Origin of the sequence: Salarchaeum sp. JOR-1 (genome assembly GCF_007833275.1) — an archaeon.
Lineage (GTDB): Archaea > Halobacteriota > Halobacteria > Halobacteriales > Halobacteriaceae > Salarchaeum.
The window spans coordinates 141200-157375 of sequence record NZ_CP042241.1; the positions used below are offsets into that span (position 1 = coordinate 141200).

At 67.1% G+C, this 16176-nt stretch carries 18 protein-coding genes; 9 read left to right on the plus strand and 9 right to left on the minus strand.

Going from position 1 to position 16176, the window contains the following annotated elements; all coding sequences use genetic code 11:
- Positions 1-46: 46 nt before the first annotated feature.
- The 3 genes from FQU85_RS01605 to cyoE are packed head-to-tail and all read right to left on the minus strand — an operon-like array spanning position 47 to position 3086.
- Positions 47-790, minus strand: coding sequence for an ABC transporter permease (locus FQU85_RS01605; RefSeq protein WP_145843804.1), 744 nt, complete (start codon positions 788-790; stop codon positions 47-49).
- Positions 787-1719, minus strand: coding sequence for an ABC transporter ATP-binding protein (locus FQU85_RS01610; protein ID WP_145843805.1), 933 nt, complete (start codon positions 1717-1719; stop codon positions 787-789). The genes FQU85_RS01605 and FQU85_RS01610 overlap by 4 nt, the downstream gene beginning before the upstream one ends.
- Positions 1720-1757: 38 nt before the next feature.
- Complete coding sequence (gene cyoE / locus FQU85_RS01615) at positions 1758-3086, minus strand: heme o synthase (RefSeq protein WP_145848678.1); 1329 nt, start codon at positions 3084-3086, stop codon at positions 1758-1760.
- A 167-nt stretch (positions 3087-3253) separates the two neighbouring features.
- Between cyoE and coxB the strand changes: the two genes are divergently transcribed.
- Complete coding sequence (gene coxB, locus FQU85_RS01620) at positions 3254-4042, plus strand: cytochrome c oxidase subunit II (protein ID WP_145843806.1); 789 nt, start codon at positions 3254-3256, stop codon at positions 4040-4042.
- A 79-nt stretch (positions 4043-4121) separates the two neighbouring features.
- Positions 4122-4763, plus strand: a complete 642-nt coding sequence (locus FQU85_RS01625) for an SDR family oxidoreductase (RefSeq protein WP_145843807.1) — start codon at positions 4122-4124, stop codon at positions 4761-4763.
- A gap of 92 nt (positions 4764-4855) precedes the next feature.
- Here FQU85_RS01625 and FQU85_RS01630 read toward each other — a convergent pair whose 3' ends face one another.
- On the minus strand, positions 4856-5728 hold the full coding sequence (locus FQU85_RS01630; protein WP_145843808.1) for a heme-copper oxidase subunit III: 873 nt from the start codon (positions 5726-5728) through the stop codon (positions 4856-4858).
- Positions 5729-5814: 86 nt separating this feature from the next.
- Between FQU85_RS01630 and FQU85_RS01635 the strand changes: the two genes are divergently transcribed.
- The 5 genes from FQU85_RS01635 to FQU85_RS01655 are packed head-to-tail and all read left to right on the plus strand — an operon-like array spanning position 5815 to position 9982.
- On the plus strand, positions 5815-7185 hold the full coding sequence (locus tag FQU85_RS01635; RefSeq protein ID WP_145843809.1) for a hypothetical protein: 1371 nt from the start codon (positions 5815-5817) through the stop codon (positions 7183-7185).
- Positions 7182-7439 (plus strand): C2H2-type zinc finger protein, encoded by a 258-nt coding sequence (locus FQU85_RS01640; RefSeq protein WP_145843810.1) that lies wholly within the window; start codon positions 7182-7184, stop codon positions 7437-7439. The genes FQU85_RS01635 and FQU85_RS01640 overlap by 4 nt, the downstream gene beginning before the upstream one ends.
- Positions 7440-7477: 38 nt before the next feature.
- Positions 7478-7834: a hypothetical protein gene (locus FQU85_RS01645; protein WP_145843811.1), complete on the plus strand. Its 357-nt coding sequence runs from the start codon at positions 7478-7480 to the stop codon at positions 7832-7834.
- 36 nt (positions 7835-7870) lie between these two features.
- Positions 7871-8089 (plus strand): DUF6684 family protein, encoded by a 219-nt coding sequence (locus tag FQU85_RS01650; protein ID WP_145843812.1) that lies wholly within the window; start codon positions 7871-7873, stop codon positions 8087-8089.
- A 57-nt stretch (positions 8090-8146) separates the two neighbouring features.
- The gene (locus tag FQU85_RS01655; RefSeq protein WP_240792440.1) at positions 8147-9982 is read left to right on the plus strand and encodes a cbb3-type cytochrome c oxidase subunit I; all 1836 of its coding nucleotides are present in this window, start codon (positions 8147-8149) and stop codon (positions 9980-9982) included.
- A gap of 21 nt (positions 9983-10003) precedes the next feature.
- Here the strand turns inward: FQU85_RS01655 and FQU85_RS13675 are convergent, their stop codons facing one another.
- Positions 10004-10129: a hypothetical protein gene (locus tag FQU85_RS13675; protein WP_255473797.1), complete on the minus strand. Its 126-nt coding sequence runs from the start codon at positions 10127-10129 to the stop codon at positions 10004-10006.
- A 20-nt stretch (positions 10130-10149) separates the two neighbouring features.
- Between FQU85_RS13675 and FQU85_RS01660 the strand changes: the two genes are divergently transcribed.
- Positions 10150-10410: a hypothetical protein gene (locus tag FQU85_RS01660; RefSeq protein ID WP_145843813.1), complete on the plus strand. Its 261-nt coding sequence runs from the start codon at positions 10150-10152 to the stop codon at positions 10408-10410.
- Here FQU85_RS01660 and FQU85_RS01665 read toward each other — a convergent pair.
- Positions 10407-11072, minus strand: a complete 666-nt coding sequence (locus tag FQU85_RS01665) for a haloacid dehalogenase type II (protein ID WP_168219918.1) — start codon at positions 11070-11072, stop codon at positions 10407-10409. The genes FQU85_RS01660 and FQU85_RS01665 overlap by 4 nt on opposite strands.
- 76 nt (positions 11073-11148) lie before the next feature.
- Here FQU85_RS01665 and FQU85_RS01670 point away from each other — a divergent pair, with 76 nt between their 5' ends.
- Positions 11149-11901: a GNAT family N-acetyltransferase gene (locus FQU85_RS01670; protein ID WP_145843815.1), complete on the plus strand. Its 753-nt coding sequence runs from the start codon at positions 11149-11151 to the stop codon at positions 11899-11901.
- Here the strand turns inward: FQU85_RS01670 and FQU85_RS01675 are convergent.
- The 3 genes from FQU85_RS01675 to FQU85_RS01685 all read right to left on the minus strand — a co-directional run bounded on the left by FQU85_RS01675 (position 11898) and on the right by FQU85_RS01685 (position 16143).
- Positions 11898-13601, minus strand: a complete 1704-nt coding sequence (locus FQU85_RS01675) for a methylmalonyl-CoA mutase (protein WP_145843816.1) — start codon at positions 13599-13601, stop codon at positions 11898-11900. The genes FQU85_RS01670 and FQU85_RS01675 overlap by 4 nt on opposite strands.
- Positions 13602-13901: 300 nt before the next feature.
- Entirely contained in the window at positions 13902-14705 is an 804-nt protein-coding gene (locus FQU85_RS01680; RefSeq protein WP_145843817.1) for a CBS domain-containing protein, read from the minus strand.
- Between the two features lie 34 nt (positions 14706-14739).
- On the minus strand, positions 14740-16143 hold the full coding sequence (locus tag FQU85_RS01685) for a DHH family phosphoesterase (RefSeq protein ID WP_145843818.1): 1404 nt from the start codon (positions 16141-16143) through the stop codon (positions 14740-14742).
- Positions 16144-16176: the final 33 nt, after the last annotated feature.

Consider the following 16176-nt stretch of genomic DNA (forward strand, 5'->3'; position numbering starts at 1 on the left):
CCGTCTATCTGAGTTAGCGGGACGCCACGGATAACCCCTCCGATACCTACTCGCGCCACGGGAGCGCGTACACGCCGGCGAGGAACGCGAGCGCGGCGAGCGCGAGCGTGACAGCGAACTCGGGAGTGGGGTCGCCGCCGGTGTAGGTCGCGGCGCGGACGCCGCGCGCGAAGTACGTGAGCGGACTGAGGTTCAGGAGCGGGACGAACCACTCGGGGAGCGCCGCGGGGCTGACGAACGTATCGGAGAGGAAGAGGAGCGGGAGGGCGACGCCGTTCGACATGGAGATCGCGCCGTCCTGCGAGTCGGCGAGACTCCCGAGCACCGCGCCGATACCGCAGAACAGCACCGATGCAGTGGGGACGAAGACGGCGAGCCACGGACTGAGCGCGAAGTCCGCGCCGGTGGCGGCGAGCGCGCCGACGAGCACGGCGCACGCGGCGGCGATGAGCGCGGCGTTCACGAGCGTGTGCGCCGCGAGCCACTCCCAGGCCGCGAGCGGCGTCGTAGAGAGTTTCTCGAAGCGCGCACCCTCCCGGTGTCGGGCGACCGTGCTCCCCACTCGGGAGAGCGGCGTGAACAGGACGACGGTGGCGAGGTATGCGGGGACGTAGTAGCCCGGCGGCTGCGAGAAGAGTCCCGTGCCGCCGCCCCCGGTGCGAACCAGACCGGCGAAGATGACGATGAGGAGGACGGGGAAGAAAAACGTGAAGAACACCGCCGTCCGCCGCCGCAGGAACGATTTCAGGGACGCGCGGAACTCCGCGCGGACGCGGTCGATCGAACTCACCGAACCACCTCCGCATCGCCCGTCCGTCGGTCCGCCAGCTCGTGTGCCGTGTCGTCGGCGAGCGCGAGGTAGACGTCTTCGAGGTCGGGTTCGCGCCACGCCACCGCGCCGAACGCGAGACCGCGGGACTCGAACGCGGAGACGACTCCGCCGATGTCGGTCGCGGGCACGCCCTCGAACACGAGCCCGTCGTCGGTTGCGCGCGGCGCGAAGTCGCTCCCGGCGAACGCGTCAGGATCCGCGTCGGTCTCGACGACGACTCGGCTCTCGCCCCCGTACTCGGCGACGAGGCTCTCGGGGTCGCCCGTCGCGACGAGACGACCGTCCGCGAGCAGGCCGACGGTGTCGGCGAGACGCTCCGCTTCGGCCATGTAGTGCGTTGTGAGGAAGATGGTGGTGCCGGCGTCCGCGAGCGATTCGAAGACGCTCCAGAGGTCGCGGCGGCCGGCGGGATCCACGCCCGTGGTCGGTTCGTCAACGAACAATACGTCGGGGTCGTTCACGAGCGCGCACGCGACGGCGGTGCGGCGCTGTTCGCCGCCGGAGAGGTCGCCGTACCAGGTGTCCGTCTCCGGGTCGACGCCGACCTCGCGCAGGGCGTCGGCGGGGTCGCGGGCGTCCTCGTAGAGGCCGGCGTAGTACGCGACGAGTTCGCGGGGCGTGAGGCGGTCCGGCGGGTCGAACGACTGCGGGAGCAGTCCGAGGCGTTCGCGGCCCGACTCGCGGGGCGACTCGCCGAGCAGCGACACCGACCCCGTGTCGGGTGTAGCGGTGCCGGTGAGACACCGGACGAGCGTGGTCTTCCCCGCGCCGTTCGGGCCGATGAGCGCGAACACCTCGCCGGGAGGCAGGGCGAGGGAGACGCCGTCGAGCGCGCGCGTCCCGTCGTACGACTTCGACACGTCGTCCGCGGCGACGACCGGTTCCATGCGCGAGGCTAACGCGAATGCGGCACTAAGGGTTCCGATTAGAGGACGAGGAGGGCGTCCGCGGCGATGGCGACGAGCACCGCGCCGAGGTAGGCGTTCGACGCGTGGAACGCCCGCATCGCGGCGGAGCGGTCGCGCTCGCGGTGGAGGCGGACGACCATCCAGAGGAAGAGCGCGCCGAGACCGAGGCTGGTGGCGGCGAACAGGAAGCCGAGGCGGGACACCCACGCGAGCACGGCGGCGGCCATCAGGGTCGCGCCGAGGTAGTAGACGATGTGTTTCCGGGTGGGGGCGTCGCCGCGGACGACGGGCATCATCGGGAACCCGCCGCGGGCGTAGTCGTCCTTGTAGGCGAGCGCGAGGTTGTAGAAGTGCGCGGGCGTCCAGAGGAAGATGACGCCGGCGAGCGCGAGCGCGGGGAGTTCGATGGCGTTCGCGACGGCGACCCAGCCGATGAGCGCGGGGAGCGCGCCCGCGACTCCGCCGATGACGGTGTTCTGCACCGTGTTCGGCTTGAGGACGAGCGTGTACACGACGGAGTAGAAGAGGATGGCGGCGACGCCGAGGCCGGCGGCGAGGAGGTTGAGGTGGAGGAACGCCCACACGGACGCAGCGGCGAGGAAGACGCCCCACGCGACCGCGTTCCGAACCGGCACTTCGTCGGTGACGGTCGGGCGGTCGTTCGTGCGGTTCATCTTCTCGTCGATGTCGCGTTCGAGCACGTGATTGAACGTCCCGCTCGCGCCGATGGAGAGCACGCCGCCGAGGAACGTCCAGAACACGGTTTCGACGCCGAGCCCGGGGCCGGCGGCGAGCGCCATTCCCGCGCCGGCGACGAGGCAGAGCAGCCACATCAGCCGGGGTTTCATCAGGCGGAAGTAGGCGTACGCCGTCGCGACCGGGCCGGACACCGTAATCGCGGGGTCGGGGTCGGCGTCGCCCTCGCGGGGTTCGGACTCGCTGGACGGGAGGTCGGCGGTCTGCGCTTCGAGCGTCCACGCGAGCGCGAGGACGAGCCCAGCGAAGATAGCGAGACCGACGACGAGGTGGAGGGCGGACACGGTCGCGGGCGTTCCGGAGACGGCGGCGAACGCGCCGATGCCTATCTGGAGGGGGTAGAGGAGGACGGCACCGGCGATGGCGGCCTGGACGCGCCGCGGTTCGTCGTTGTACCACGCGAGCGCGAGCGTCGCGAGCACGAGCACGGCGACGAGCGCAGCGGTCAGTCGATGCCCCCAGACGATGGCGAGGTCGAACGAGGACACCCGGAGCCACTGGCCGCCGCACGCCGGCCACGTCGTGCACGACCGCGCGGCGTCCGTGATGGCTGTCGTCGCACCCACGACGACGAGTGCGTACACGCCCATCGTCGTTGCGACGAGCAGCCGCGTGAACCGAACGCGCGCGTCCGACGAAGTTAGGGACACGGTTCTCGTCTAGGGATTGCGCGTCCCCGTACTTGTACTGCCCGCTTGCTTCTCGATACCCGGAAGACAGCAGTATTATTAACCCAGTTCCCCAACCATAGACCTATATGAGAGGAAAGCGGTTGGTCTCCCGGACGGTGGCGGGACTCGGGTTGCTCGCGCTCGCTGTCGCGCCCGCGGCGGCAGCCCCCTCGAACTCCCTGGACGCGATCACCAGCGTAGGAAACGTCCTGCTCGCGGCCGCGCTCCCGATTACGATTCTCGTCGAGGCCGCGCTCTTCTACACCGTCTGGAAGTTCCGGAAATCCGACGAACCGAAACCGACGAAGGAGAACCGGCGGCTCGAAATCACGTGGACCGCCGCGACCGCGGTAGTTCTGCTGTTCGTCGGGATCGCCGCGTACGGCGGGCTCGCCGCGCCCGGCGTCACCACGACGGGTGACACGGTAAACGAAACGATGGCCGAGGAGAACCCAGTCGTCGTGGACGTCATCGCCTACCAGTGGGGCTGGCGGTTCGAGTACCCGGTCGATAACGAGACGGTGACCGTCAACGGAACCGAGCAGACGCTCACGAACTTCACGGTGAGCAGCCAGATGGTACTGCCCGACGACCGCACGGTCGTCCTCCGCCTGCACAGCGAGGACGTGGTGCACGCGGTGCACGTGCCCGATCTCGGACTGAAGCAGGACGTGATGCCGTCGCGCGTGAACGTCTTACAGACGACGCTCACGGACGCGGAGCGCGACCGGCCGTACGTGCTCTACTGCGCCGAGTTCTGTGGCGCGGCGCACTCCCAGATGCTCGGGTCGGTGAAGGTCGTCAGCCAGTCCGAGTACGAGCAGTTCCTCGCGGCGAACGGCGCGACGAACACCACCGCGAACGCGAGCGCGTAACGCGGCCTCGCCGCCTCGTTTCTTCTCGATTCTCGCTGCCGACAGCAGGCACTTGCCTATGCGCTGACTACCGGCCGGTATGCGCGTACTCGTTACCGGCGCACACGGACAGGTCGGACGGCACGTCGTCAGATCACTCGCGAACCACTCGCGTCACGAGGCGGTGGGACTCGTCAGGAAACCCGAGTACGTCGACGACGTAGCGTCGTGGGGCGGCGATCCCGTTCGGGGTGACGTGACGGACCGGGAGAGCCTCGACGCGGCGCTCGGGGAGTGCGACGGCGTCGTGTTCGCCGCGGGGTCGAGCGGCGAGGACGTCTGGGGCGTCGACCGGGACGGCGCGATCTCCTGCGTGGACGCCGCCGAAACCGCGGACGCGGAGCGTTTCGTGATGCTGTCTGCGATGAACGCCGACCGCCCCGAGGAGAGTCCCGAGGCGCTCCGAGAGTACTTGCGGGCGAAGGCCGAGGCGGACGACTACCTCCGCGACAGCACGCTCACGTACACGGTCGTGCGGCCGGGCGCGCTCACCGACGACCGCGGCACGGGACGAGTTCGGGTCGGCGCGAACCTCGACCGGGGCGACGCCACGATTCCGCGTGCGGACACCGCCACCACGCTCGTCGAAGCGCTCACGGTTCCGGAGACGCACGGCGAGACGTTCGAGCTTCTGAGCGGGGACACGCCCATCGAGGCGGCGCTCCGCGGTCTCGATAGCTAGAAGACGCCTCCGGGTTCTTCGACGGCGAACGGCGCGCTCCGAGGGTGCTCGCGCTGGTAGTGACGGAAGTGATGAGCGGAGAAAGACCGCGGTTAGAGGTTGACGCTGAGTTCGGTTCCGATCTGGCCGCCGACGTAGAGCGCGAGCACGAGGAAGATCCAGACCGCGTCCACGAAGTGCCAGTACCAGGAGACGGTGGTAACTGCGGCGTGACGGTCGCTGGAGAACTGACCGCGGAGCGCGCGGAAGAGGACGATTGCGATGAGGAGCGTTCCGAGCGTCACGTGGAGGCCGTGAAGGCCAGTGAGGCCGAAGAAGGCGCTACCGAATATTCCCGTGGTGAGCGTGAAGCCCTCGTGGACGATGAACTCGTAGTACTCGTAGACCTGGCCGCCGAGGAAGACGATGCCGAGGAGGAGCGTGATGGCGAGGCCGGCGACGAACCCGCGGTGGTCGTCCTTCGCGAGGCGTTTTTCAGCCCAGTGGAAGGTGAAACTGGAGAGGATGAGGAGGAACGTGTTCACGACGACGAGCGACCCGAAGATGCCGCCGTGCGGGAGCGTCCCTTCACCCCAGGCGCCGGAACGGATGAAGAAGTAGTACGCGAATCCGGAGCCGAACGTGGCGATGTCGGTCGTAAGGAACAACACCATCCCCCAGCGCAGGCTCGACCCATCGTTGTGGGATTCGTTCTCCCAGAACTTGTACGCGAACGCGTGGTACATCCAGCCGAACAGTCCTATGACGAACACGACGGCGGAGGCGCCGAACACCGCGAGCCCGGGTGTCGTGCTGCCGAGGAGGTTGTTCTCGCCGTGCGCGAACACGTACAGCATCGCGCCGAGGTAGAGGCCGCTCGCGCCGATAGCGCCGATAAAGGGCCACCAGCTTGCTTCGCCGTACCCGCGCGGGAAATCACGGACGGCTGGCAGGAAGCCGTGTCCACCTGACTCGTCTGCGGTCATATAGCCGGCTGTTGTTCGGCGACCACCAAAAAGCCTCCCAACCGCGTTTCGAAACCGACAGTACCCGGGCGGGCGAAGGGAGAGCTATGAGTGGCCGGCTGCGCGCCGTCACGGGAACCGCTGCGGCGGCGAGTGCGCTCGTCGCGTACACGGGCACTGCGCTCGCGCACGCGGGCGGCCTGTCAGGCGCGGCACCGGAGCGGATGGCGGTGCCGACGTGGCTGTTCCTGTTCACCGGCGGCGGGGTCGTCGGCGCGTCCTTCCTCCTCGCGAGTTTCGCGACGGATCGCGCGTTCATCGAGCACGTCCACGAACTCGGCCGGCGCGTCCGGGTTCCAGGGTCGGCGCTCGCCTGGGCCGGCCGGGTCGTCGGCCTCGGCGGACTGCTGCTCGTCGTCGTTTCCGGCTTCTTCGGGCCGACCGCACCGATGGCGTCCGCGGCCATCGTGGTGGTGTGGGCGGGCTGGTGGGCGGGATACGCGATGACGACGTACCTCGTCGGGAACACGTGGCCCGCGGTCGACCCGTTCCGAACGCTCGCGCGCCCGCTCGGAGACGGCGTCCGAGAGTACCCCGAACGGTTGGGCGCGTGGCCGAGCGTCGCGTTCCTCCTCGTGCTCGTCTACGTGGAGGTGACGAGTCCGCTCGCGGACGATCCGCGCGTCCTCGCCGTCGTCGCGCTCGCCTACCTCGCGGTCGCGCTCGCCGGAAGCGCCGTCTTCGGCGTTACGGACTGGTTCGAACGCGTCGACCCCATCTCCCGCATCTTCCGGCTGTACGGCGCGGTCGCGCCCGTCACGCGCACCGGCGACGGCCTCAGCCTGCGGTTGCCGGGTGCGGGCCTCGTCGACGACCTGCTCGCAGACCGCTCGGAGGTCGGGTTCGTCGTCGCGCTCGTCTGGGCGACCACGTTCGACGGCCTCACGTCCACGCCCGCCTGGACCGCCCTCGCGGACGCGGTCGTTCCCGCGGGCGTCCCCGCGCCCGTGCTGTACGCGAGCGCGCTCGTCGGCGGCTACCTCGGCTTCCTCGCCGTCTATCGGGCGTCCGCGCGGCTCGCGCGGCGAACCGCGCCAACCTACGTATCGAGCGCGGACGTCGCGCGGCTGTTCGCCCCCTCGCTGCTCGCGATAGCCGCCGCCTACCACCTCGCGCACTACCTCACGTACTTCCTCGCGCTCTCCCCCCTGCTCGTGCACGCGCTGGTCACGCCGCTCACCGCCGGCGCGGTGCCCGCCCTCACGATTCCGGGCTGGCTGCAGGCGGTGCCGGTGGTGTCCGTGCTCGCCGGCCACCTGCTCGCTATCTGGGTCGCGCACAGCATCGCGTTCGAGACGTTCCCGAGTCGGATTCAGGCGCTCCGCAGCCAGTACGCGGTTACGCTCGTGATGGTACTGTACACGATGACCAGCCTCTGGATCGTCAGCCAGCCAGACCTTCCCACCCCATACGTATGACTGAAACACACGTCCCCGAGAACGCCGACGCCGCGACCTGCCCGCACTGCGACGCCGCGTTCCCCACGGAGAAGATCCGGAACCTCCACGTCGGCCGCAGCCACGCGGACGCGATGAGTGCCGCGGAACGCGACGCCTACGAGGACGCCTATCGCGCGGACGCGGACGACCTCCGACTGTTCCAGTACAAGGCGCTCGGCGCGCTCGTGCTCGTCTACTTCTTCTTCCTCATCACGTACGCCGTCGTCGCGTAAACGATGGGTTTTCTAAGCCTCCCGGCGCAATTTGGGGTATGGAAGAACAACCCGGACTGAGCGACCAGTACCGGCGGTCGAGTCCGTGGCCGATGTTCATCGCACTCGGGTTCGTCCTCTCCGAGCTCGGCATCCTGTTCGGCGGTGTGCTCATCCCCGTCGCCGTCGGCGGGGTCGTCCTCCTCGAAGCGAGCGTCATCGGCGTGCTCCGAGAGTCCGAGTACGCGTCCTCGATCTGGGCACCCGCCATCGTCGTCGGCGCGCTGTTCGCGCTCGCTGGCGGCGCGCTCCTCTACTGGGGGCTTCGCATCCGCGCCATCGCCGTCCTCGGGGGTGGCGTCATCGCGGTTCTCGCGGGTATCGGGTTCTGGCTCGGCGAAACCGGCCGATTCTGAAAAGATATTTCTGTCGGCGGCGCGCACACCCGATTAATGACCGCTGACCTGCTCGATAAGGACGTGCTCCTCGACCTGACGGTCAACTTCATCCCCCTCGCCATCATCGCGTTCTTCGCCGTGCTGTTCGTCGTGTTCAATCCGTGGGCGAGCGAGGGGCTGTTCGGGATGGTTCTCCAGATTTCGATTCTGGCGATCTGGTTCGTCGCGCTCGCCATCCTGACGTACGCCGCCGCGAAGCGCATCGAGGACTAGTTCACACACGCAAGCGGAACCTAACCTTTCTTTACGCTCCGGTTCGGAGTTTCGAACATGGAACTCACCCCGCAACTGGTGCTCGCCCTGTTGATGGGGGTGCTCCTCGTGGCCGTGGCCGGCTGGCTCACGCGTCTCGAGGATTGGCGCTCCTACTCCCCCGTCGGTGGCGGTGGCCACGGCGAGGGAACCGCACACGGTCACGCGGAGAAGCCGAGCGGACTCACTCGGTGGCTGACCACGGTCGACCACAAGGACATCGGTATTCTCTACTTGGTGTACAGCGTCGTAACTCTGGTTGGGGGCGGCCTGGCCGCGTTGTTGATGCGGTTCGAGCTCGTCACGCCCAAAATGGACTTCCTGAACACCGTCGGCGGCATCCTCGGCGGTATCGGGGGGGCGACGCTCTACAATGGCTTGCTCACGACGCACGGGATTACGATGCTGTTCCTGTTCGCCGCGCCGCTCGCGTTCGCGTTCGGGAACTACGTCATCCCGCTCCTGGTGGACGCAGAAGACATGGCGTTCCCACGGGTGAACGCGATCGCGTTCTGGATCCTTCCGTTCGCGACACTCCTCATCTGGGCGGGATACTTCCTGAAGCCCCTCGGTATCGGCGTGATTCCCGCGCCGACCAGTTGGACGATGTACGCTCCGCTCACGGGGAAAGCGGCGGCTGGCGGTCAGCTGTTCATGCCGAACCCCGGCGTGGATCTGCTGTTGCTCGGCCTGCACCTCTCCGGCATCTCCACGACGATGGGAGGAATCAACTTCATCGCGACCATCGTCGCGGAGCGGAACGTCCCCTGGACGGACGTCGACATCTTCAGCTGGACCGTTCTGACGACAGGCGGAATCATCCTGTTCGCGTTCCCGCTGCTCGGCGCGGCGCTCATCATGCTGCTGCTCGACCGTAACTTCGGCACGACGTTCTTCACCGTCGAAGGCGGCGGAACGATACTGTGGCAGCACCTCTTCTGGTTCTTCGGCCACCCGGAAGTCTACATCCTCGTGCTACCGCCGATGGGCATCTTGAGCATGCTCATCCCGAAGTTCTCGGGCCGGAAGCTGTTCGGATTCAAGTTCGTTGTCTACTCCACGCTCGCCATCGGCGTCCTCTCCTTCGGCGTGTGGGCGCACCACATGTTCACGACGGGGATGGATCCCCGGCTCCGCGCGAGCTTCATGGCCGTCTCGCTCGCTATCGCGATACCGAGCGCAGTGAAGACGTTCAACTGGATCACGACGATGTGGAACGGAAAGATCCGGCTGACAGCACCAATGCTGTTCTCTATCGGCGCGCTCCAGAACTTCATCCTCGGCGGCGTCACGGGCGTGTTCCTCGCGTCCATCCCGTTCGACCTCCTGATGCACGACACCTACTACGTGGTCGGACACTTCCACTTCATGGTGTTCGGAATGATCGGGTTCGCGCTGTTCGCCGCGACCTACTACTACTTCCCGATGATCACGGGCCGACTGTACAACAAGAAGCTCGCGCAGTGGCACTTCTGGCTCTCCATCATCGGCGCGAACATCACGTTCATCGCCATGATGATACTCGGATACGGCGGAATGCCGCGCCGGTACGCGACGTTCGATCTGTCCATGGTCGCCGGTAACCACCAGGCGCTCCAGAGCTTCTTCGTGAGCGCGCACGGCATCGCGACCCTGGGCGCAGTTATCATGGCGGTCGGGCAGATCATCTGGCTGTGGAACGTGGTGCAGTCCTTCCGCAGCGGCAAGCGTGTGGAGGACGGCGACCCGTGGAACCTGAAGACGACGGGTCAGTTCACTCGCGAGTGGGCGTGGTTCGAACAGAAACTCCAGACGAAACTCCCGGACGGCGGCGAAGAAGAAGAAGAAGCGGACGCGGCGCAGTCCGCCGACTGAGTTCGCGGTTCGGTTTTTCTCTTAGTTCAGTACGAGTACGAAGCCCGTGACGAACATAAGGAGTGCGACGCCGACGAGCGTGACGAAGAGGATGTCCGTCTCGTCCATACTCGAATCTGCGGGACGAGAGCGCAAAAGCCTACTCACTCCGGCCTGAATCAGGGAGTGTGCGCGAAGAAACGTCCGGTCGGCGCGTCATTCAAGTGATGTACGTCGTGACCATCGCCGTCGTCGGGGTGTTCGGCTACCTCGTCGGTCTCGCGATTCAGCCGCGGCTGATGGAACTCGGGGTTTCAGAGATCGGGGTCGGCCCGCTGATGTTGCCGGTGTCCCCGTTGAACGTCGCGATAATCGGAATGGTGCTCGTCGGAGTCGGCCTCACGGTAGCGTTCGGACTGGTGGCAGTCGTCTCGCGGTACGCAGACTAGAGCGCGTCCGAGAGCGCCGCGAGCGAGTTGACCTCGACCGTCGCGCGTCCGCCGACGCGTTCTTCGGGGTCGTTGTCCCGGTTCACCCACGCGGTGTTCATGCCGGCGTTCGCCGCACCCGCGACGTCCCAGGCGTTCGAGGAGACGAGCCAACACTCGTCGAGGCCTTTTTCGAGTTCGTTCGCGGCGTGTTCGTACACCGCGGGCGTGGGTTTGAACGTGGAGACAGCGTCGGCGCTCAAAATTCGGGAGACGCGTTCCTCGATGCCGGTGTTGGCGGCGAGCGTTTCGAGCATCTCGGGGTTGCCGTTCGAGAGTACGGCGAGATCGAACCGGCCGCGGAGGTCGTCGAGCGCGTCGAGCGCGTCCGGGAAGGCATCCAGGGTGTCGTAGGCGTCGAGGATGCGTGCGTGCGTCTGGTCGCTCGGGGATTCGTTGTGGTAGTCGAGCGCGTAGTCGAGCGCGTCCGCGGTGACTGCGCGGAACGTCGCGTAGTCGTCCATCTGGGAGCGCTGCTGGGCGTATTCGAGCTGGCGTTGACGCCAGGTCGCGTCGATGTTCGCTGCGTGCGCGGCGCTCGCGTCGAGTTCGCGGCGGAGCGCGGTGGTGACGCTGGACGTGTCGCAGAGCGTGCCGTACATATCGAAGCAGAGTGCGTCCATACGGACAGTGTCGGGGCGCGGGTTGAAAGTCGTGTCCGCCGTCCGGGTTATGTGTCTGGCCGTGCTATCGGGAGACATGGAAGTTCGTGATGCGACCGACGGCGACGTTGAAGAGATTCGAGCAGTCGCGCGGGCGTCCCTCGACGCGTCCTACGCGGACGCGCTCGGCGAGGACGCCGTCGAGGGCATGCTCGGAGAGTGGTACGACCCGGATCGACTCGCAGACCGACTCGCCGCGGACGGCGTGTTCTACGTCGTCGCGGCCGTCGAGGGTGCTGTCGTGGGGTTCGCGGAGGTCGAACTCGACGAGCCGAACGAATCGGCGGCCGAAATCCAGTGGCTGCACGTCCGTCCCGACAACCGGGGCGAAGGCGTCGGCGAAGCGCTCCTCGAGCGCGCGGAGGAGCGGGCGCTCGAGCGCGGCGCGAACCGCGTCGAGGGCGTCGTGCTCGCCGCGAACGACGAGGGGAACGCGTTCTACCACGCGCACGGCTACGAGCGCGTCGGCACGCACACCGTCGACGTCGGCGGCGAGTCGTTCGACGAACACACGTACGGCAAGCGCCGTAGCGCCGAGGGGCCTGTGGACTTCCTCGAAGAGCACGACCTCGACGGCGAGACCGTGTACGTCGCGCTCGACGAACGCGAGCGGGGGAGCGAAGCGCCGTTCTACGTCGCGTACACCGACGACGCCCGCGAGAACAAGTACGGGTACTACTGCTCGAACTGCGGGAGTTTCGACATCGTGATGAATGCTATGGAGCGCATGGAGTGTGGAGACTGCGAGAACAGCCGGAAACCGAGCCGCTGGGACGCCGCGTACCTCTAGGCGAGCCCGACTGTCTCCTGATAGGAGCCGTGTTCGGCCTCGAACACGTCCATGATTTCGCCCATCGTCGCGTACGCCTTCACCGCGTCCACGACGTACGGCATCGTGTTCTCGCCCGATTCGACGGCGTCCGCGAGCGCGGAGAGCGCGTCCTCGACGGCGTCGTCGTCGCGTTCGTCCTTCACGGATTCGAGCCGTGAGAGCTGTCGTTCCCGGGCCGCCTCCTCGTCCACGTGCAGGAGGTCGAGTTCCTCGTCGTCGTCGCTCGCGTACTCGTTCACGCCGACGACGACTTCCTCGCCGGCGTCCACGCGCTCCTGGTACTCGTAGGCGGACTCCTGAATCTCCCGGTGGAAGTAGCCCTCTTCGATGCCGCGGAGGACGCCGTCTCGAATCGAGCCGTCGCCCAGCTCCTCGATCTCCGCGAGGTACTCGAGAACCGTTTCCTCCATCTCGTCCGTGAGGGCTTCGACGGCGAAACTCCCGCCGAGCGGGTCGACGATGTCCGCCGCGCCGGACTCCTCGGCGAGAATCTGCTGGGTGCGCAGGGCGACCCGCACCGCGTCCTCAGAGGGGAGCGCGAGCGCTTCGTCGTAAGAGTTCGTGTGCAGGCTTTGCGTCCCTCCGAGAACGGCGGCCATCGCCTGAATCGTCACGCGAATCACGTTGTTCAGCGGCTGTTGGGCGGTCAGGCTCTGGCCGGCCGTCTGCGTGTGGAACTTGAGCTTCTGGGACGCCTCGTCTGTCGCGCCGTACTCTTCGCGCATCGTGCGGGCGTAGATGCGGCGGCCGGCGCGGAACTTCGCCACCTCCTCGAACAGCGAGTTATGCGAATTGAAGAAGAAGCTCAGCGTGGGCGCGAACTCGTCCACGTCGAGGCCGCGCTCGATGGCGTCTTCGACGTACGCGAACCCGTCCGCGAGCGTGAACGCCAGCTCTTGGGCGGCCGTACTGCCGGCTTCGCGGATGTGGTAGCCCGAAATCGAGATGGGGTGGAACTTCGGCGTCTCCCGCGTGCAGAACTCGACGGTGTCAGTGACGAGATCGAGACTGGGCTCGGGCGGAATCACCCACTCCTTCTGCGCGATGAACTCCTTGAGCATGTCGTTCTGGAGCGTTCCGCGGAGCTCGCTCCGGTCGACGCCCTGCTGGTCGGCGAGCGCGACGTACATCGCGTAGATGACCGGCGCGCTCGGATTGATAGTGAAACTCGTCGAGACCTCGCTGAGGTCGATGCCGTCGAACAGGATCTCCATGTCGCGGAGGGTGTCGACGGCGACGCCCTCCTTCCCGACTTCGCCGAGGCTCATGGGGTCGTCCGAATCGAGGCCCATCAGGCTCGGCATGTCGAAGGCGGTGGAGAGGCCGGTCTGGCCGTTCTCGATGAGGTAGTGGAAGCGCTCGTTCGTCTCCTCTGCGGTTCCGAAGCCGGCGAACTGCCGCATCGTCCACGTCCGCCCGCGGTAGCCCGTGGGGTAGACGCCGCGCGTGTACGGGTACTCGCCGGGATACCCGAGGTCTTCGGTGTAGTCGAAGTCCTCGACGTCCGTGGGGTCGTAGAGCCGGTCGACTTCGAGGTTCGAGACGGTCGCGAACCGGTCTTTGCGCTCGCCGTACGTCTCCAGAACGGGGTCGAGGGTGTCCGCCTCCCAGTCCGCGCGCGCCTCTCGAATCTCGGAGAGATCCTCCTCGTCGAACATACCACAAATTTTGCCGCACAATCCATTAAGCTTCCGCGTGTCCACCTCCACGCCAACTCGGCCCGCCCAGCGGTGACAGTAGTGAACGGCAGCGTAACCGACGACCGAGGCGACCGCGATGGCGGTGTCGTCGGCGTTGCCGTGCTGTCAGCAGCCGTCGGCGGAGCGTACCGTTTCAGCAGTCGTAGCCGCGCACCGCGAGTGTCTGTGTGCCCCCACTCGATTGTGTGTCACGGATCGTCTGCGCCAACCCCGCGGTCACTCCCCATGGCGTGTAACCGTTCCAGAACCCAGAAGGGATCACTGGAGGCGTTCGGTGCTCTCGACGAGCGGGTGGCGGGCGTAGTCCACGACCTCGATGTCCGCCACGGATTCGAGGCCCTCCTTCTCGGCCGTCTTCGCCATCCCGAGGTCGACGCGTCGGTCGAGCACGATGACGTACGCGTCCATCTCCTCGATGCCGGCCTGTTCCGCGGCCTTCACGCGGTGATGGCCGTCAGCGAGCAGGAGGTCGCCTCTGTTGTCGATGACGACGAGCGGTTCGGTGAGTCCGCGTTCGAGTTCGTACTGGCGGCCTTCGAGTTCGTCCGCGTACACGCGGTTCTGCGTCGGGACGATGTCGCTGAGGCGGACGGTGCGGCGCTCCTCGTCGGCGTCCACGCCGTGGATGGATTCGAGCGTGCGCATCAGCTTCCCGACCTTCTCCGGGGTCGCGCGCTCTATCTGGGAGCGGATGAAGTCCGCGTTCGAGATGATTCCCACGAGGTGGTCGGCGTCGTCCACGACGGGGAGTTTCTGGATGCCGGAACGGAGGATGACGCGCGCGGCGTCCGTCACGTCCATGTCGGGATGGGCGACGATGAGGTCGTCGCTCATCACCGCGAAGATCGCGGCGTCCCCGTCCGCGAGCAGGAGGTCGCGCGCGCTCACGAATCCCTCGACGCGGCGCCCCTCAGTGACTGGAAACCCGTTGTGGCCGTCGCTCTTCGCGATGCGTTCTGCGACCTCGGCGACGGTGTCGTCGGGCGAGACGGTCTGCACGTCTCGCGTCATGTACTCGCTGACCTTCGGTTTCCCGGGGCCGCCCGCAAACGCCTCGTCCATACCTACTAGAGAGCTCCGGGGAGCAAAAGCCCTGCTACCGTACCGCGTCGAAAAACCGGGCCGCGATTGTGTCTTCGAGGACGCCCTGGAGTTCGTCCGCTGCGTCGTCCTCCAATACGTCGAAGACGCCCATCGGGATCTGCGCGCCCGCCATGTCGGCGTGGCCGCCCGCGCTCCCGAGGTCGTCGAACGCCTCGCGGAGCGCGCTCCCGAGGTCGACGTCCGCACCGCGGGCGCGGGCCGAGGCGTACACGGTGCCGTCCATGAATCCGTAGACGAACGTGACGGTGACGCCCTCCATGGCGAGCAATCGGTCGGCGGCCTGCGAGAGCGTGTCTCGGTCGTTGATAGCGCCGACACAGGACGCGAGCACCGATCCGTTCAGTTGGCGGTTCCCGATGCCGCGCGCGATGACGTCGAACGTGTCCGCGCTCACGTTCGGGCTTTCAACGCGCTCCAGAACGTCCACGTCCGCGTACGCGAGGAGTTCCGCGGCGGCCTCGAAGTCCGCAGTGGTGATCTCCCGGGAGAAGTCCTTCGTGTCCACGCGAATCCCGTACAGGAGACCGGTGGCGACGGACGTGTCGAGGTCGACGCCGAGCTGGCGGAGGTACTCGACGAGGATCGTGCTCGCCGCGCCCATCTCAGGCCGCACGTCCACGAAGTCGGCGTCGATAGCGCCGTCAGAGGGATGGTGGTCAATAACCACGTTCACGTCGGTGTCGGGCGGGAGCTGGTCGTTCACGCCGGGCTGCGAGTGATCGACCAGCGCGATGCCCGCGTAGTCGTCCAGGCTGGCGTCCGGGTCGAGGTTCACGAGGTCGAGGTCGAGGAGGTTCACGAACGCCCGGTTCTCCTGATGGCTGATTTCGCCGAAGTAACAGGGATCCGCGGGCGTGCCGACGGCGTCGGCGATACGAGTGAGCGCGACCGCGGACGCGATCGCGTCCGGGTCGGGGTTGTCGTGCATGAACACCGCGAGCCGGCCCTCGACGGCCTGCAGGGTGCCGCGGAGGGCGTGTACGCACCGCGAATCGCTGCGAGCAGCGGTGTTCGCCACGTCGTCGAGGACGGCAGCCCCGACGTCGACCACGCGGTCGGCGGACGCGGCGAGCGCGTCCCGCGTCGACCGGGTCGCGCCGAACCCCGAGAACGCGACGACGTACGCGTCCGGATACGCCGTGGTGACGGCGCGAACGCCGCCGAGATTCGTCTCGGGCTCGTCCGCACCGACGAACACGATGTCGGGGTTCGTCTCGCGGTCGATGCTGGCGGAGTCGGTGATGTCGGCCGTCTCCGCGGGCACCTTCTCGTTTCGGAGGGACTCGACGCGGCTCGCATCCGAGTCGAGAACGAGCAGGCCGCCGGGCTCCCCGCTGAGTTCGTCCACGACGGCGTTGCCTGTCGTCCCACACCCGAGGACGAGCCGGAATACCATCACGTCCGGGTATCCTGCCGCCGGCCTAAAACC

Excerpts from the sequence above, each read along its gene's own strand:
- FQU85_RS01645 (WP_145843811.1), top strand. The coding sequence starts at position 7,478 with ATGGAAGAACAACCCGGACTGAGCGACCAGTACCGGCGGTCGAGTCCG.
- FQU85_RS01630 (WP_145843808.1), bottom strand. The coding sequence starts at position 5,728 with ATGACCGCAGACGAGTCAGGTGGACACGGCTTCCTGCCAGCCGTCCGT.
- FQU85_RS01650 (WP_145843812.1), top strand. The coding sequence starts at position 7,871 with ATGACCGCTGACCTGCTCGATAAGGACGTGCTCCTCGACCTGACGGTC.
- FQU85_RS01665 (WP_168219918.1), bottom strand. The coding sequence starts at position 11,072 with ATGGACGCACTCTGCTTCGATATGTACGGCACGCTCTGCGACACGTCC.
- FQU85_RS01625 (WP_145843807.1), top strand. The coding sequence starts at position 4,122 with ATGCGCGTACTCGTTACCGGCGCACACGGACAGGTCGGACGGCACGTC.
- FQU85_RS01670 (WP_145843815.1), top strand. The coding sequence starts at position 11,149 with ATGGAAGTTCGTGATGCGACCGACGGCGACGTTGAAGAGATTCGAGCA.
- FQU85_RS01635 (WP_145843809.1), top strand. The coding sequence starts at position 5,815 with ATGAGTGGCCGGCTGCGCGCCGTCACGGGAACCGCTGCGGCGGCGAGT.
- FQU85_RS01685 (WP_145843818.1), bottom strand. The coding sequence starts at position 16,143 with ATGGTATTCCGGCTCGTCCTCGGGTGTGGGACGACAGGCAACGCCGTC.
- cyoE (WP_145848678.1), bottom strand. The coding sequence starts at position 3,086 with ATGGGCGTGTACGCACTCGTCGTCGTGGGTGCGACGACAGCCATCACG.
- FQU85_RS01675 (WP_145843816.1), bottom strand. The coding sequence starts at position 13,601 with ATGTTCGACGAGGAGGATCTCTCCGAGATTCGAGAGGCGCGCGCGGAC.
- FQU85_RS01655 (WP_240792440.1), top strand. The coding sequence starts at position 8,147 with ATGGAACTCACCCCGCAACTGGTGCTCGCCCTGTTGATGGGGGTGCTC.
- FQU85_RS01610 (WP_145843805.1), bottom strand. The coding sequence starts at position 1,719 with ATGGAACCGGTCGTCGCCGCGGACGACGTGTCGAAGTCGTACGACGGG.
- FQU85_RS01680 (WP_145843817.1), bottom strand. The coding sequence starts at position 14,705 with ATGGACGAGGCGTTTGCGGGCGGCCCCGGGAAACCGAAGGTCAGCGAG.
- coxB (WP_145843806.1), top strand. The coding sequence starts at position 3,254 with ATGAGAGGAAAGCGGTTGGTCTCCCGGACGGTGGCGGGACTCGGGTTG.
- FQU85_RS01640 (WP_145843810.1), top strand. The coding sequence starts at position 7,182 with ATGACTGAAACACACGTCCCCGAGAACGCCGACGCCGCGACCTGCCCG.